At 67.9% G+C, this 15,111-nt stretch carries 15 protein-coding genes and 1 tRNA gene; 10 read left to right on the top strand and 6 right to left on the bottom strand.

From position 1 onward, the window contains the following. The 3 genes from K2X24_RS08590 to K2X24_RS08600 form a co-directional block, all read left to right on the top strand. Positions 1-378: CoA-transferase (locus K2X24_RS08590; RefSeq protein WP_292496790.1), on the top strand; the 378-nt coding region annotated here is incomplete at its 5' end. Between the two features lie 130 nt (positions 379-508). Continuing rightward, complete coding sequence (locus K2X24_RS08595; RefSeq protein WP_238282695.1) at positions 509-682, top strand: hypothetical protein; 174 nt, start codon at positions 509-511, stop codon at positions 680-682. A 244-nt stretch (positions 683-926) separates the two neighbouring features. Beyond that, positions 927-1,220: a hypothetical protein gene (locus K2X24_RS08600; protein ID WP_292496796.1), complete on the top strand. Its 294-nt coding sequence runs from the start codon at positions 927-929 to the stop codon at positions 1,218-1,220. A gap of 85 nt (positions 1,221-1,305) precedes the next feature. Here K2X24_RS08600 and K2X24_RS08605 read toward each other — a convergent pair whose 3' ends face one another. After that, a complete protein-coding gene (locus K2X24_RS08605; protein ID WP_292496798.1) occupies positions 1,306-1,800 on the bottom strand; it encodes a phosphohydrolase in 495 nt (164 codons plus the stop codon). 234 nt (positions 1,801-2,034) lie between these two features. Between K2X24_RS08605 and K2X24_RS08610 the strand changes: the two genes are divergently transcribed. Together K2X24_RS08610 and K2X24_RS08615 are read left to right on the top strand one after the other, a co-directional pair. Beyond that, positions 2,035-2,442, top strand: a complete 408-nt coding sequence (locus tag K2X24_RS08610; protein WP_292496800.1) for a hypothetical protein — start codon at positions 2,035-2,037, stop codon at positions 2,440-2,442. Positions 2,443-2,817: 375 nt separating this feature from the next. Beyond that, on the top strand, positions 2,818-3,171 hold the full coding sequence (locus K2X24_RS08615) for a DUF3140 domain-containing protein (RefSeq protein ID WP_292496802.1): 354 nt from the start codon (positions 2,818-2,820) through the stop codon (positions 3,169-3,171). 101 nt (positions 3,172-3,272) lie between these two features. On the opposite strand, the gene K2X24_RS08620 is transcribed toward K2X24_RS08615, so the two are convergent. Beyond that, positions 3,273-3,348 (bottom strand) — tRNA-Ala (locus K2X24_RS08620). Between the two features lie 122 nt (positions 3,349-3,470). On the opposite strand from K2X24_RS08620, the gene K2X24_RS08625 reads away from it, so the two are divergent. Further along, positions 3,471-3,773: a YggT family protein gene (locus tag K2X24_RS08625; RefSeq protein WP_238282964.1), complete on the top strand. Its 303-nt coding sequence runs from the start codon at positions 3,471-3,473 to the stop codon at positions 3,771-3,773. A gap of 106 nt (positions 3,774-3,879) precedes the next feature. Next, positions 3,880-4,926 carry a MaoC family dehydratase gene (locus tag K2X24_RS08630; protein ID WP_292496806.1) on the top strand — a complete coding sequence of 349 codons (1,047 nt, stop codon included), beginning with the start codon at positions 3,880-3,882 and terminating at the stop codon, positions 4,924-4,926. Positions 4,927-5,098: 172 nt separating this feature from the next. On the opposite strand, the gene K2X24_RS08635 is transcribed toward K2X24_RS08630, so the two are convergent. Together K2X24_RS08635 and K2X24_RS08640 are read right to left on the bottom strand one after the other, a co-directional pair. Beyond that, on the bottom strand, positions 5,099-5,899 hold the full coding sequence (locus K2X24_RS08635) for a TSUP family transporter (protein ID WP_292496809.1): 801 nt from the start codon (positions 5,897-5,899) through the stop codon (positions 5,099-5,101). Positions 5,900-5,976: 77 nt separating this feature from the next. After that, a complete protein-coding gene (locus tag K2X24_RS08640) occupies positions 5,977-6,549 on the bottom strand; it encodes a L,D-transpeptidase (RefSeq protein ID WP_292496811.1) in 573 nt (190 codons plus the stop codon). 253 nt (positions 6,550-6,802) lie between these two features. On the opposite strand from K2X24_RS08640, the gene K2X24_RS08645 reads away from it, so the two are divergent. From K2X24_RS08645 to K2X24_RS08655, 3 genes are all read left to right on the top strand, one after another. Then, positions 6,803-7,225, top strand: a complete 423-nt coding sequence (locus K2X24_RS08645) for a hypothetical protein (RefSeq protein ID WP_292496813.1) — start codon at positions 6,803-6,805, stop codon at positions 7,223-7,225. Positions 7,226-7,552: 327 nt separating this feature from the next. After that, entirely contained in the window at positions 7,553-8,926 is a 1,374-nt protein-coding gene (locus tag K2X24_RS08650) for an efflux RND transporter periplasmic adaptor subunit (RefSeq protein ID WP_292496816.1), read from the top strand. Positions 8,927-8,929: 3 nt separating this feature from the next. Continuing rightward, complete coding sequence (locus tag K2X24_RS08655; RefSeq protein WP_292496818.1) at positions 8,930-12,094, top strand: multidrug efflux RND transporter permease subunit; 3,165 nt, start codon at positions 8,930-8,932, stop codon at positions 12,092-12,094. A 330-nt stretch (positions 12,095-12,424) separates the two neighbouring features. On the opposite strand, the gene K2X24_RS08660 is transcribed toward K2X24_RS08655, so the two are convergent. Further along, complete coding sequence (locus tag K2X24_RS08660; RefSeq protein ID WP_055952937.1) at positions 12,425-13,228, bottom strand: succinate dehydrogenase iron-sulfur subunit; 804 nt, start codon at positions 13,226-13,228, stop codon at positions 12,425-12,427. Positions 13,229-13,290: 62 nt separating this feature from the next. Next, positions 13,291-15,111, bottom strand: coding sequence for a succinate dehydrogenase flavoprotein subunit (gene sdhA, locus K2X24_RS08665; protein ID WP_292496826.1), 1,821 nt, complete (start codon positions 15,109-15,111; stop codon positions 13,291-13,293).

Raw genomic sequence — 15,111 nt, forward strand, 5'->3', positions numbered from 1 at the left:
GGGCACATCAATCTGTCGATCCTCGGCGCCATGCAGGTGGCGGAGAACGGCGATCTGGCCAACTGGATGATCCCGGGCAAGATGGTGAAGGGCATGGGCGGCGCCATGGATCTCGTGGCCGGCGTCAAGAAGGTGGTGGTGGTGATGGAGCACACCGCCAAGGGCAAGGACGGCTCGGAGAGCCCCAAGCTGCTGGCCGCCTGCGACCTGCCCCTCACCGGCACCCACGTGGTCGACATGGTCATCACCGATCTCGGCGTCTTCACCATCGACAAGAAGGGTGAGGGCGGGATGACCCTGGTCGAGCTCGCCGACGGCGTCACCGAGGACGAGGTCCGCCGGAAGACGACGGCGCGCTTCACCACCAAGCTCGCCTGAACCGAACCGCGCTCGATCCGCGACCAACCCGGCCGGTCTCGGCCGCGACGGGTTTTTCGCGGCACGCCGGTCCCCGGATCGTGGCGGCGCTCTACCTGTCCTGCGGGGGGCAACACAGGAGTGCCGAGACATGACCGTGGTTTCAAAGACCGTGATGGAAGAGGGCAAGGCCGCCAAGCTGGCTGGATTGCCCGATTCCGAGAACCCGTACCCCGCCGGTTCGCAGAACAGCGCGGACTGGCTGGAGGGTTATACCTTCGACGAGGCCGAACAGAACGTCGATCGTCCGGGGAGCGACGGCTAACGCCTGTTGGGTCATACGAGCCGTTGGGCGGTCATACCCGAATGGCAAGTTTTGCCGTATCGGCCGCAAAATATCCGGCCACCGATACAGCGTGTCGCCGTCGAATTAACCGGCCGATGAACGTAAGAAAATCGGACGTACCTTCGAAAAATCTTGAGACTGTCGCGTCCGAATTTTGCGATGAACGAATGCTGGACTCGACGCGTTAAGTTTCCAAGTTGATAACAACAGGAGACAACGCACCATGTCGATCAAAACCTTAGTCGTTGCTGGATCGCTCGCCCTCGCCCTCACGGGTTCCGCCTTCGCCCAGAACGCGGCCGGCGGCGGCTCCGCCACGGGCAACATGAACAATCCGGGCAGCGTGAAGAGCGACGGCGAGAAGGCCATGGAACGTACGGGCGCACCGGCGGCCACCGGTTCCACCATGGCGCCGGCCGGCACCTCCGGCGGTCCGAGCACGGCGACGCAGGGTGCCCCCGGCGGAACCGGTGGCAACGGCGTGACCGGCAGCGGCGCGGCCCCCAGCGGCAAGTAAAGTCGGCGCGCCGGTCTTCTCCAAACGACACGTCCAGCCCCGCAGCCTCACGGCGCGGGGCTTTCGCTTGTCGACGGTGCGGATCTCAGGCGCCGGTATAGCCCAGGGCGATCGCGGCAGCCTTCAGGCGTTGGAACGCCGTCGCGTAGCGCTCGCGCTGGGCCGCCCCGTCCGGGAGGGTTCGATCCGGGCTCAGATTGTCCTCGGTATCCGACATCTTGATGAGAATCGCGCCGAGATGGCCCTCGCCGATGAGACGGGTCATGCGCGCATCGTAGGGCATCGGCTCCGGCGACTTCGTCAGCAGCCGGACCATCGCGACCACGGGCTCCGCGAAGCCCTCCGCGCGCAGGCCGACCGGGGTGGTCGGCGTATCCTCGAGCACATCGTGGAGGATCGCGGCCTGCATCACCTCCATCGGGTCGATCGGCAGGCGGTCCACGGATTTGGCATGGCCGGCGCGGACGACGGAGGCGTTCGCGACCCGCTCGAGGTGCCGGATGTAGGGTTGCCCGCCCTTATCGATCTGGCCCGCATGGGCGAGGATCGCAAAGCTGTGCGCTTCGAAGATGGATGCCATCGCGTCGCCTCGCAGGCTCGGTCGCCGACCCCGATCGACGAGGCCTCTCACTGCCTCAGATGCCCGCGCGGGTAAACCGCAGCGCCGCGTTCCGGCGCGTCCGATCCGCTCCGTCCACGAAACCGGGACGGCACAGGCCGCCAGCGTTAGCGGGGCATTAAGCGGAACCGTCGAAATCAGGGGAAGGCCGGAGGCGTTCCCCGGCCCTCGGGCGTATCGCGAGGATGATGGCGTATGGGTAGCGTTCCGGCGACGATGGACAATGTCGTTCCCTTCCGGCGCACGGCCCCCCGGCCGCAGCGGCCCGAGACCCCGGTACCGGGCAGCGTCGCGGCCCGGCGGAGCGAGCAGCGAGCCCTGATGGACGCGGTCTACGCGACCGGCAGCCTGGCGGTGGCGGCCGGCGACCGCGAGACCAAACTCATCGCCTCGCGCCTGCAGGTCTATGGCTTCCTCCTCGTTGAAGAGATCGGGGCCGACGGGACGCCCCGGCGCCTGCGCCCATCGGAAGCGATCCGCGCCCGGACGGACTTCCCCTGGCGGCTGTCCAAGGCGCGCTACGGCGCAGGCACCGGCCTTGCCGTCACCATTCCGGCGGTGGACAACTTCCTGTTCGATCTGCCCTCCGGCCTGCCGGCCTGAAGCGGTTCGGGCGGACGCGCCGCGTCTCTGTGGCGGCCGGGAGACATCGGCAATTTCCTCGCTGTGGACAGCGTCGCGGTCATCGAATTCCAAGCGTGGGCGTGAGATAAACGGGCTCATCCCACACCCGGCCGATTGCCATGCTGACCGCCTCAGAAAACCTCGTCATCCAACACCGTGAGATCGTCGCCATCCTGGTGACCTACGCCCTGTTCTTCGCGGGCGTGATCGCGATGGCTTGGCTGATCGCCTGAGCGCCGGGCAGGGGACGCGAGGAAGGCACACGGGGAGGCGGCCGCCGCGCCCCGTTCGAGCATGGAACTCCCGGAAACGCAGTCGGGTTTCTCGGCCGATCACCCGGGAGACGACGCGCGAATGGCAGACCGAGCCGACGATCACGCCGAGACCTACGCGGCTTTCCGCGAGGCCGTGAACATGCCCCCCGCCAAGCTGGAAGCCTTCCTCGAGACCGACGAGAGCAAGTCCGTCGGCCAGAAGAAGGATGGCGGCGAGGCGACGGGCCACCGCGAGGGGCGTCGCATCGTCGAACTTCTGCGCACGAAGAAGGCCGACCTCACCGACGACGACTACGCCCACATGGCCAAGGTCGTCGGATACGTTCGCCGCCACCTCAAGCAGGGCGGACCGGACGACAAGGCCAAGGTGAAGGATTCGGCCTGGCGGCTGTCCCTGATGAACTGGGGACACGACCCGCTCAAGGACGACTGACGCATCTCGTCTTACGAGGCGCCCGCTGCGCCGAGCGGTCTGAACGATATGACAACCACCGATGTCTCACCCGGGGCGAAAACCCGTCCCTGGGGGAAACCTGGTGGAGCTGAGCGGGATCGAACCGCTGACCTCCGCAGTGCGATTGCGGCGCTCTCCCATCTGAGCTACAGCCCCGTTCCGGGGTGCCGGCCTTTTAGGCTCGCGCACGCCGGCCTGTCAATTCCAGAAATCCTGCGGCTTTGCGTGCGCGTGATGCGCCCTGCGAGCGCGGGGCCACGAGGACTTCGTTTCCGCGCATGAACGCCTTCATCTGGCTCTTCGACACCGTCGTGCAGCTCTACATCTACGTCCTCATCGCCAGCGCCGTGCTGAGCTGGCTCGTGGCGTTCAACGTGGTGAACGTCCGCAATCCCATCGTCTCCCAGATCGGCGAGGTGCTCTACCGCCTCACCGAGCCGGTGCTGCGCCCGATCCGCAACATCCTGCCCAATCTGGGCGGCGTCGACCTTTCGCCGATCGTGCTCGTCCTGCTGCTGCTGTTCGCGAGCCGGCTGCTGCACGAATTCGTGCCGACGCAGACCACCATCTACACGCGCTGAGCCGCACGCGCCGGGCCGAAGAGCCGGCGAGGGGCAGGGCACGACGACGGCCCGCCCCACACAAGAAACCGTTGCGCCACCGCGCCGCCCTGGGGACGAGACCGCCATGAAGACCAATCCCGGCCGATTCTTCGAGGATTACCGCCTCGGGGAGACCATCCGCCACGCCACGCCCCGCACCGTCACCCTCGGCGACGTCGCGCTCTACACCGCGCTCTACGGGCCCCGCTTCGCCGTTCAATCCTCGGACGCCTTCGCACGCGCCATCGGCTATCCGCGGAGCCCCCTCGACGACCTGCTCACCTTCCACGTCGTCTTCGGCAAGACCGTGCCGGACATCTCCCTCAACGCCCTTGCCAATCTCGGCTATGCCGAGGGTGGCTTCCGCCGGCCGGTCTATCCCGGCGAGACGCTCTCGACGGTGTCGGAGGTGATCGGCCTCAAGGAGAGCTCGAACCGGCAGACCGGCGTGGTCTACGTGCGCTCCACCGGCTCGGACGCCGACGGCGAGACCGTGCTGAGCTATTGCCGCTGGGTGCTGGTCAAGAAGCGCGATCCAGCGGCGGTCATCGCCCAGGAGCACGTGCCGACCTTCGCCAAGGTGGTGGACCCCGCCGACCTCGCCGGCGCCCTGCCGTCCCTCAACGCCGGCGCCTACGATTGCGAACTCGCCGGCTCGCCTCACCGCTTCGGCGACTACGTGGTGGGCGAGCGGATCGACCACGTCGACGGGATGACCGTCGAAGAGGCCGAGCACCAGATCGCCACGCGCCTCTACCAAAACACCGCCAAGGTGCACTTCGACGGCTACGCGGCCAAGGACACCCGCTTCGGCCGCCGGCTGATCTACGGGGGCGTCGTCATCTCGCTGGCCCGGGCGCTCAGCTTCAACGGCCTGGCGAACGCCTTCGCGCTCGCGGGCATCAATGCCGGCCGCCACGTCGCGCCGCTGTTCGCCGGCGACACGGTCTATGCCTGGAGCGAGGTGCTGGAGACCGCCGAATTGCCCGGCCGCAGCGACATCGGGGCGCTGCGCCTGCGCACGGTGGCCACCAAGAACCAGCCCTGCGGCAACCACCCGGACAAGGTCGGCGATGCCTATGACCCGTCCGTAATCCTCGACCTCGACTACTGGGCCTTCATGCCGCGCTGAGGTCCCGTCGCCGCGCGGGCGGCCTCGAGAGGGCCGCCCGTGATTGTGCTGTCGTTATCCGGACGCGTCCGGAGGATGATGGGCAGTGGTTGCAGAGCCGACCAAGGGGCCCGCCTGCCCCTTTCCGTCGTTCGGAATCAGCCCCCGCGATCCGTGGATCGCGCGGCGCCGGTCAGCCGCCGAACAGGCCGAGCACGGTCCGCCGCAGGGGATTGGCCGGATCGGAGAGCAGTCGCAGCGCCATCAGGCACGCGATCGTCACGAGAAGCGGGCGGATCAACCGGGCCCCCATCCGGATCGCGAGGCGCGAGCCGATCTGCGCCCCGAGAAAGGCGCCGACCGCCATCGTCAGGCCGATCGCCCAGACCACGTGACCGCCGATCGCGAAGAGGGCGAGGCTGCCGAGATTACTCGCAGCGTTGGCGAGCTTGGTATGGGCGGTACCCTTCACCACGCCGAGGCCCAGCAGGGTCACGAAACCGATCATGTAGAACGCACCGGCGCCGGGACCGAACACGCCATCGTAGAAACCGACCGCCGGGGCCCATGTCAGGGCGAACCAGTTCGGCGTCATCCGCGCGGCCGCGTCCTCGTTGCTCATGCGCTTGGCGGTAGCGAAGTAGATGGCGATCGCGACGAGCAGGATCGGCACCGCGGCGTCCAGCACGGCGCGCGGCAGCAGGCTGACGCAGAGCGCGCCCGCGATCGAGGCGCAGCCGGCGCTCACCGCGATCTTCCAGGCATCCGGCCAGTGGATCAGGCGGCGCCGGGCGAAGGCGAGGGTGGAGGAGATCGCTCCGGCGCTGCCCTGAAGCTTGTTCGTCGCGATCGCCGCCACGGGATCGAGCCCCGCGAGCAGCAGGGCCGGTACCGTGAGCAGGCCGCCGCCGCCCGCGATCGCGTCGACGCAGCCGGCCGCGACGGCCATCGCGAACAGACCCGCGATCAGGCCGATATCCACCCCGAAGATCATACCGTCCTCACGTCATGGTCCAGTGAAGACCGACTGGAGGCGGGATGGAGGATGGGGGCGGGCGCCGGATCAGCGTCTCAGTTGCGGACGACGACCCGGGTGCCGACCTTGGCGCGATCGTAGAGGTCGACCACGTCCTTGTTCGTCATGCGGATGCAGCCCGAGGAAACGGCGGCGCCCATGGTCTCGGGCTCGTTCGAACCGTGGATGCGGTAGAGCGACGAACCGAGGTAGAGGGCGCGGGCGCCGAGGGGGTTGTCCTGCCCTCCGGCCATGAAGCGCGGCAGGTCGGGCCGGCGGGCCAGCATCTGCGACGGCGGGCGCCAATCCGGCCATTCCTTCTTCATCGTCACGCGCTTCTCGCCGGACCAGGAGAAGCCCTGGCGGCCGACGCCGACGCCGTAGCGCACGGCCTGACCGCCGCCGAGCACGTAGTAGAGCCGGCGCTGGCTCGTCGAGACCACGATGGTGCCGGGCTTCTCGGCGCCCTTCCAGGCGACGGTCTCGCGCGGGATCGCCTGCTCCTTGAAGATGTTCATGAAGTCGGCGATCGGCCCGCTGTCGAACGGGTTTCCGGCGAAGGCCGGGCCGGTCGATCCGGTGAGGGCCGCCGCCAGGGCGGCTGCGGCGAGAACGCGGCGCGTCTGCATGGTCTGTCCTCCAGCCAAAACAGGCTCCGGGGGCCATTCTGGGCCCCGAAGCCATCAGGCTCATGGTCGGGGGCAGGAGCCTTGACGGCGCACGGGGAGGTGGTCAACCGAGCCGACCACGTTCGCGCGCCTCTGTGTGATCCCCGCAACGCCGTCCGATTCAGCCGCCGAAGGGCCTTCGGAACACCTGACACAATGCCGCAGGAACTTGCGGCGCCGCCGGCGCAGCCCCAGAGTCCGGGACGTGAGAAGCTTGGCCCCCCACTTCGCGATGCGTGTCGACCCGTTCGGTCGCATCGGCGCATCGTGGCCCGGACATGGTCCCCACGCCGCCCTGCGGACCGTGGTTGCGGCCGGATATGGGCTGCTGGGCCTGCTGTCTCTTGTCTGCGCCCTGCTGCCCCTGCTTCACGTCGCCGTGGATGTGCCCCGCGGCTTCGAAGTCCGACCCGTGCTCGCGCATTCGGCGGGACTTCCCGCGTCGGACGCCGGCGCCCGCATCGCGAGTACGCTCCTCGATCTCGACGAGGCCTGCGAGGAGGCGGTCCAGCCCCGCGTCGGCGCTCTGGTGGTCGCGCGGCTGCCGCGCCCCGCCTTGCCGCGCTCGACCGGTGTGCTCAAGGTTGCCGCCGCCATCCCCCTCGACCGCCCGCCGAGGCCGCGCCCGGCCGGCTGAACGCCCGGCGCGCCGCCTATCCCTGCGTGGTCCCGGACGGCCGGGTGCAACCCGTGTCGTTGGATTGCCAAGATTGTGCGGCATCCAGGGCGTCGCCGTCAGCGATCTCGATCCGGTCGATGGCGGGCTCTCCGAACCGGGGATGGCTCCACCACCCCTCGAACACGGCCCCCGCAGCGTCGATGCTGGCGTGATGCCGGCCGTGGCCCGCCGCTTGCCAGAGGGCGGATCCGATTACGGATCCCGGCTCCCTGGACCCTGAACACGGTGATGCCGGCTCGCCCCGCGAGCGTCATCGAACCGCCATTTCGCAGGAGCGAAGTAATCGTGACGTCTCTCACCACCCGCCTGTTCCGGGCCCGGCCGGCTTCCCTCGCCGCCGGCTTCGTGCTGGTCGCTCTTTCGGCGTGCAACCAGAAGCAACAGGCGGCCGCACCCGTTCCCGGTCCGGCGCCCGAAGTCGGGATCGTGACCGTCCGCGAGCAGCCGATCCCCTACGTGCGGGACCTGCCGGGGCGGGTCGCGCCCTTGCGCATCGCCGAGGTGCGCTCGCGGGTGTCCGGCCTCGTGGTCAAGCGGACCTTCGAGCAGGGCAGCCTCGTGAAGGAGGGCGACGTCCTCTACAAGATCGATCCGGCCCCCTTCGAGGTCGAACTCCTGAGCGCGGAGGCGGCGCTGGCGCGCACGGAGGCCGCGCAGGTCCTCGCGTCCCAGCAGGCCGACCGCCTGGAGCAGCTGCTCTCGCGCCAGACCGCGAGCCAGGCGCAGTACGATGCCGCCTATGCGGGGCTGAAGCAGGCCCAGGCCGAGGTCGCCGGCGCCAAGGCGACCCGTGACCGGGCCAAGCTCAACCTCGGCTACACGGATGTCCGCGCGCCCATCTCGGGCCGCATCGGCCGCGCGCTCCTCACCGAGGGCACCCTGGTGGAGCAGGGGGGAACCGCCAACCTCGCGACCATCCAGCAGCTCGACCCGATCTACGTCGACATCACCCAGTCGGTGGGCGAGCTGAACAAGCTGCGCCGGGATCTCGCCAGCGGCGAACTCTCGCGGCTCTCGGCCGACACCGCGAACGTCCACCTCATCATGGATGACGGCTCGCTCTACGGCTCGGCCGGCAAGTTGCTGTTCTCCGACGTCACCGCCGACCCCAGCACCGGCCAGGTGACCCTGCGCGTACTGTTCCCGAATCCGCACGACGAGCTGTTCCCCGGCATGTATGTCCGCGCCCGCATCAAGCAGGGCATCGACACCGACGCGCTCGCGGTGCCGCAGCAGGCGATCCAGCGCACCAGCGACGGCAAGGCCGAGGTCTGGGTCGTCCGCGACGACAGCAAGGTGATGCTCCAGCCCGTGGAGGTCGGCTCCGTGGTCGGCAACCAGTGGATCATCCGCTCCGGCCTCAAGGCCGGCGACCGGGTCGTGGTCGAGGGCGTGCAGAAGATCGCCGCCGGCCAGGAGGTGAAGACCGTCGAACTGAAGACGGCCACCGAGGACCACGAGCCGAAGCCGCGCGACACCGATGTCGCGGACGCCGAGGCCAAGCCACGCCAGCCCAAGGGGGAGGCGGCCAAGACCGACACGGCCAAGACCGATACGGTGAAGACCGACGCGCCCAGGTCCGAAGCTGCCAAACCCGATGCGGCCAAGACCGACAAGGCCAAGCCCGACACGGCCAAGCCCGTTTCGCAGGTGCGCTGAACCATGGCCCGTTTCTTCATCGACCGTCCGGTCTTCGCGTGGGTCGTCGCCCTCTTCATCATCCTCGGCGGCGCGCTCTCCCTGCCCATGCTGCCGGTGGCGCAGTACCCCGTGATCGCGCCGCCCTCGATCGCCCTCTCCACCGCCTTCCCGGGCGCCTCGGTGGAGAGCCTCTACACCGGCACCACCCGGCTCATCGAGGATGAGTTGAACGGGGCGGCCAACATCATGAGCTTCGAGTCGACCACCGACTCGTTCGGCTCGATCAATATCACCGCGACCTTCCTGCCCGGCACCGACCCGGCGCTGGCCTCCGTCGAAGTCCAGAACCGCCTCAAGCGCGTGGAGGCGCGCCTGCCGGCGGAAGTCCGCCAGCAGGGCATCCTGGTCGAGGAGGCCTCGGCCGCGACGCTCAACATCATCACGCTGGTCTCGACCGACGGGAAGATGGACGAGATCGGCCTCGGCGACTTCCTGATCCGCAACGTCATCAACGAGATCCGGCGCGTGCCCGGCGTCGGGCGCGCGACACTCTACTCGACGGAGCGCAGCCTGCGCGTCTGGGTCGATCCCGACAAGCTGCGCGGCCTGTCGCTGACCCCCGAGGACGTCACCGACGCGATCCGCAACCAGAACATCCAGATCGCCTCCGGGGCGGTCGGCGCCCAGCCGAGCCCGAGCAAGCATCCGGTCTTCGCGCCGATCGTCGTGAAGGGCCAGCTCAACACCGTCGAGGATTTCGGCGCCATCGTCCTGCGGGCGAATTCCGACGGCTCGAACGTGCGGCTGCGCGACGTATCCCGGATCGAACTCGGCGGCGACGCCTACCAGTTCTCGACCCGCCTCAACGGCGGCGAGGCGGCCGGCATTTCCGTCACCCTGGCCCCCGACGGCAACGCCCTCGAGACCGCCCAGGCCATCCGCGCCAAGATGGAGGAGCTGTCGCAGTTCTTCCCGCCCGGCCTGAAATGGGACATTCCCTACGACATCACCCCGGCGGTTCAGGCCTCGATCAAGAAGGTCCTGATGACCCTGGTCGAGGCGGTGGTGCTGGTGTTCGTGGTGATGTTCCTATTCCTGCAGAACATCCGCTACACCCTGATCCCCACCATCGTGGTCCCGATCGCGCTGCTCGGCACCGTCACGGTGATGCTGTTGTCCGGGTTCTCGATCAACGTTCTGACCATGTTCGGCATGGTGCTGGCCATCGGCATCCTCGTCGACGACGCCATCGTGGTGGTGGAGAACGTCGAGCGCATCATGAACGAGGAGGGCCTCTCGCCGAAGGAGGCCACCCGCAAGGCGATGAGCCAGATCACCGGTGCCATCATCGGCATCACCCTGGTGCTCGTCGCGGTGTTCATTCCGATGGCGTTCTTCCCGGGCTCGGTCGGCATCATCTACCGGCAGTTCTCCATCGCGATGGTGACCTCCATCGGCTTCTCGGCGCTCCTCGCCCTGTCTCTGACCCCGGCGCTCTGCGCGACCCTGCTGAAGCCGATCGAGAAGGGCCACGGCCATTCGAAGGGCGGGTTCTTCGGCTGGTTCAACCGGATCGTCGACCGCGAAACCGCGCGCTACGGCCGCGGCGTCGCGGCGCTGATCAAGCGTTCCGGCAAGGTGATGATGGTCTACCTCGCCCTGCTGGTCGGGGTCGGCTTCGCCTTCCTGCGCCTGCCCGAGGGCTTCCTGCCCGTGGAGGACCAGGGCTTCTTCACGGTGGACATCCAGACGCCGCCCGGCGCCTCGTTCAACCGCACCCAGACGGCGGTGCGCGAGGTGGAGCAGTATCTCCTCGCCCGGCCCGGCGTCGCCACCGTGACGATGCTCAACGGATTCTCGTTCTCGGGCCAGGGCCCGAACCTGAGCCAAGCCTTCGTGACCCTGAAGCCCTGGAGCGAGCGCGACGCGGCCAATTCCGCCAGCGCCCTGGTGGCCGACACCAACGCGGCCCTCGCCGGCTACCGCGACGCCATCATCGACGCGCAGGAGCCGCCGCCGGTGGACAACCTCGGCAACGCCGCCGGCTTCTCGTTCCGCCTCCAGGACCGGGCCCAGCGCGGCTACTCGGCCCTCACGGCGGCCGAGTCGCAGCTGCTGACCCTCGCGAAGAAGAGCCCCATCCTGCAGAAGATGAAGATCGAGGGCCTGTCCCCGACGCCGCAGGCGGAGCTGATCATCGACCGCGAGAAGGCCGCCGCCCTCGGGGTGAAGTTCGAGGACATCAACAGCACGATCCAGGTCAACCTGGGCTCGGTCTACACCAACGACTTCCCCAACCAGGGCAAGATGCAGCGCGTCTACGTCCAGGCGGAACAGCTCCAGCGCATGCAGGCGCCCGACCTGCTGAACTACGGGGTGAAGAACGCCTCGGGCACGATGGTGCCGATGTCGTCCTTCGCCGATCTGAAATGGGGCGTCGGCCCCTCGCAGATCGTCGGCTTCAACGGCTACCAGTCGGTCCGCTTCACCGGCGAGCCGGCCGCGGGCTACACCTCGGGCGACGCCATCGCGGAGATGGAACGCCTGATGCAGCAATTGCCGAAGGGCTTCGGCTACGCCTGGACCGGTCAGTCGCTGCAGGAAAAGCAGGCGGGCTCCCAGGCCTCGCTGCTCCTCGGCCTCTCGATCCTGATCGTGTTCCTGTGTCTCGCGGCGCTCTACGAGAGCTGGTCGATCCCGTTCTCGGTGCTGCTCGTCATCCCGCTCGGCATCATCGGCTCGGTGGCGGCCGTGTACCTCCGGGGGCTGCCCAACGACGTCTACTTCAAGATCGGCATCATCACGATCATCGGTCTCTCGGCCAAGAACGCGATCCTCATCGTGGAATTCGCCAAGGACCTGTGGAAGCCGGGCAAGTCCCTGGTCGACGCCACCATCGAGGCCTCGGCCCTGCGCTTCCGCCCCATCGTGATGACCTCGCTCGCCTTCATCTTCGGCGTGGTGCCGCTGGCCATCGCCACCGGTGCCGCCTCGAAGAGCCAGCAGGCGATCGGTACCGGCGTGCTCGGTGGCATGATCTCGGCCACGATTCTGGCGGTGCTGTTCGTGCCGGTGTTCTTCGTGGTGGTGATGCGGATCTTCCGCCGCAAGGACGCCTACGAGGGCATCCAGCCCGAGGCGGAGCCCGGCGCGGTACACGTGCCGCACCACGCGCCGGCCGAGTAGGTCCGGGCGCCGGGGCTCTCCCGTGGGGAGCCCCGGCGCAGCGAGATGCGGACATGAAGAAGGGGCGCGCGGTCTAATCGACCGCGCGCCCCTTCTTTCGTCCGGCGTCGGTCGACGCCGAGCCCGAGTCTGTTCGAGCGGAGCCCGCTCATATGGTTTCCGGTTGATGGCTTCGTTCTGGCAGGGCGCGACATGCTCCCTCTCCTGGAAGGAGAGGGTCGGGGTGAGGTGTGGTCCACATCCGGAAAGGTCACCCACCTCACCCTGTCCCTCTCCTTCCAGGAGAGGGAACCCGCGCCAGAACCCCGAACGATTCAGCCGGAAACCATGTCAGACCTCGCGGGCGATCATCATCTTTTTGATCTCGGCGATGGCCTTGGCCGGGTTCAGGCTCTTCGGGCAGGTGTTGGCGCAGTTCATGATCGTGTGGCAGCGATACAGCCGGAAGGGATCGTGCAGGGCGTCGAGGCGCTCGCCGGTGTTCTCGTCGCGGCTGTCGATCAGCCAGCGATAGGCCTGGAGCAGGGCCGCCGGACCGAGGAAGCGATCGCCGTTCCACCAGTAGCTCGGGCACGAGGTCGTGCAGCAGGCGCACAGGATGCACTCGTAGAGGCCGTCGAGCTGGGCGCGGTCCTCCGGTGTCTGCTTCCACTCGCCCTCGGGGGCCGGCGTCTCGGTCTGGAGCCAGGGCTCGATCGAGGCGTGCTGGGCGAAGAAGTTCGTCAGGTCCGGCACGAGGTCCTTCAGCACCGGCATGTGCGGTAGCGGATAGATCCGCACCGCGCCGGTCTTCTTGCCCTTGGCGTGCTCCTGGCACTCGTCGATGCCCATGGTGCAGGCCAGCGCGTTCTGGCCCTCGATGTTCATGGCGCAGGAGCCGCAGATGCCCTCGCGGCAGGAGCGGCGGAACACCAGGGTCGAGTCGACCTTGCTCTTGATCCACAGAAGGGCGTCGAGCACCATCGGGCCGCAATCGTCCCGATCGACCTGATAGACGTCGACGCGCGGGTTCTTCCCGTCATCGGGGTTCCAGCGATAGATCCGGAACTCCTGCAGGTTGTTGGCCCCCTGCGGCCGAGGCCAGGTCTTGCCCTCGGTGATCTGAGAGTTCTTGGGTAGATTAAATTGAGCCATGGTTTGGCGTGCCTAAATCCGTCTCGTGAGAACCAATCCGGGGAACGACAACAGCCGTTTCCTCAGTACACGCGCGCCTTCGGCTCGATGTACTGGATCTCGTTCGACATCGTGTAGGTGTGGACCGGGCGGTAATCGATGCTGACCTGCTTGGAGGTGTCATCCATCCAGGCCAGCGTGTGCTTCATCCACTCCTTGTCGTCGCGATCCGGGAAGTCCTCGCGGGCATGCGCGCCGCGGCTTTCCTTGCGATTGGCGGCGGATTCCATGGTGACGACGGCCTGACCGATCAGGTTGTCGAATTCCAGCGTCTCGAGGAGATCGGTGTTCCAGATCAGCGAGCGGTCGTTGACGTGGATGTCGGGAATGCCGGCGGCGACCTTGTGGATGAGGGACTTGCCCTCTTCCAGCACCTCGCCGGTGCGGAACACGGCGCAGTTGTTCTGCATCGTCTTCTGCATCTCGGCGCGAAGCTGCGCCGTCGGTGTGCCGCCATTGGCGTAGCGGAAGCGATCGAGGCGCCCGAGGGCCTTGTCGGCGGAATCCTTCGGAAGCTCCATCTGGCGGGCGCCCGCCTCGACGATCTCGGCGCAGCGCAGGCCCGCCGCGCGGCCGAAGACCACGAGGTCGATCAGCGAGTTCGAGCCGAGGCGGTTGGCTCCGTGCACCGAGACGCAGGCCGCCTCGCCCAGTGCCATCAGGCCCGGCACCACCGTGTCGGGGTTGCCGTTCTTCAGGGTCAGCACCTCGCCGTGATAGTTCGTCGGGATGCCGCCCATGTTGTAGTGGACCGTCGGCAGCACCGGGATCGGCTCCTTGGTGACGTCGACGCCGGCGAAGATCTTGGCAGATTCCGAGATGCCCGGCAGGCGCTGGTGCAGGATCGCCGGGTCGAGATGGTCGAGATGCAGGTAGATGTGGTCGTTGGACTTGCCGACGCCCCGTCCGGCCCGGATCTCCATGGTCATCGAGCGGGAGACCACGTCGCGCGAGGCGAGGTCCTTGGCGCTCGGAGCGTAGCGCTCCATGAAGCGCTCACCCTCGGAATTGGTCAGGTAGCCACCCTCGCCCCGCGCCCCCTCGGTGATGAGGCAGCCGGCGCCGTAGATGCCGGTGGGGTGGAACTGCACGAACTCCATGTCCTGCAGGGGCAGGCCGGCGCGCAGAACCATGGCGTTGCCGTCGCCGGTGCAGGTGTGGGCGGAGGTGGCCGAGAAGTACGAGCGGCCGTAGCCGCCGGTGGCCAAAATCGTCATCTGCGCGCGGAAGCGGTGGATCTCGCCTGAGGCCTGGTCGATGGCGATGACGCCGAGGCAGCGGCCCTCCTCGTCCATGATGAGGTCGAGGGCGAAGTACTCGATGAAGAAATTGGTGTGGTTCTTCACCGCCTGCCCGTAGAGGGTGTGCAGCATGGCGTGGCCGGTGCGGTCGGCCGCCGCGCAGGTGCGCTGGGCGGTGCCCTTGCCGTAATCGGTGGTCATGCCGCCGAACGGGCGCTGGTAGATCTTGCCCTCTTCCGTGCGCGAGAACGGCACGCCCCAGTGCTCAAGCTCGTAGACCGCGGCGGGCGCGTTGCGCACGAGGTACTCGATCGCGTCCTGGTCGCCGAGCCAGTCGGACCCCTTCACGGTGTCGTACATGTGCCAGCGCCAGTCGTCCGGGCCCATGTTGCCGAGCGAGGCCGAGATGCCGCCCTGCGCCGCCACGGTGTGCGAGCGAGTGGGAAACACCTTCGAGATGCAGGCGGTGCGCAGGCCGGCCTGCGAGCAGCCCACCGTGGCGCGCAGGCCCGCGCCGCCGGCGCCCACCACCACCACGTCGAAGGTATGGTCGTTGATCGTGTAGGCGGGAGCGCCGTTGCCGTTGGTTCCGTTGGTGGCCAT

The organism is Methylobacterium sp. (assembly GCF_019750675.1).
GTDB lineage: Bacteria > Pseudomonadota > Alphaproteobacteria > Rhizobiales > Beijerinckiaceae > Methylobacterium.

Coding starts and splice junctions, on each gene's coding strand:
- sdhA (WP_292496826.1), bottom strand. CDS start 15,111: ATGGCCACCAACGGAACCAACGGCAACGGCGCTCCCGCCTACACGATC.
- K2X24_RS08605 (WP_292496798.1), bottom strand. CDS start 1,800: ATGGCATCCATCTTCGAAGCGCACAGCTTTGCGATCCTCGCCCATGCG.
- K2X24_RS08610 (WP_292496800.1), top strand. CDS start 2,035: ATGGGTAGCGTTCCGGCGACGATGGACAATGTCGTTCCCTTCCGGCGC.
- K2X24_RS08660 (WP_055952937.1), bottom strand. CDS start 13,228: ATGGCTCAATTTAATCTACCCAAGAACTCTCAGATCACCGAGGGCAAG.
- K2X24_RS08655 (WP_292496818.1), top strand. CDS start 8,930: ATGGCCCGTTTCTTCATCGACCGTCCGGTCTTCGCGTGGGTCGTCGCC.
- K2X24_RS08595 (WP_238282695.1), top strand. CDS start 509: ATGACCGTGGTTTCAAAGACCGTGATGGAAGAGGGCAAGGCCGCCAAG.
- K2X24_RS08635 (WP_292496809.1), bottom strand. CDS start 5,899: ATGATCTTCGGGGTGGATATCGGCCTGATCGCGGGTCTGTTCGCGATG.
- K2X24_RS08625 (WP_238282964.1), top strand. CDS start 3,471: ATGAACGCCTTCATCTGGCTCTTCGACACCGTCGTGCAGCTCTACATC.
- K2X24_RS08630 (WP_292496806.1), top strand. CDS start 3,880: ATGAAGACCAATCCCGGCCGATTCTTCGAGGATTACCGCCTCGGGGAG.
- K2X24_RS08640 (WP_292496811.1), bottom strand. CDS start 6,549: ATGCAGACGCGCCGCGTTCTCGCCGCAGCCGCCCTGGCGGCGGCCCTC.
- K2X24_RS08600 (WP_292496796.1), top strand. CDS start 927: ATGTCGATCAAAACCTTAGTCGTTGCTGGATCGCTCGCCCTCGCCCTC.
- K2X24_RS08615 (WP_292496802.1), top strand. CDS start 2,818: ATGGCAGACCGAGCCGACGATCACGCCGAGACCTACGCGGCTTTCCGC.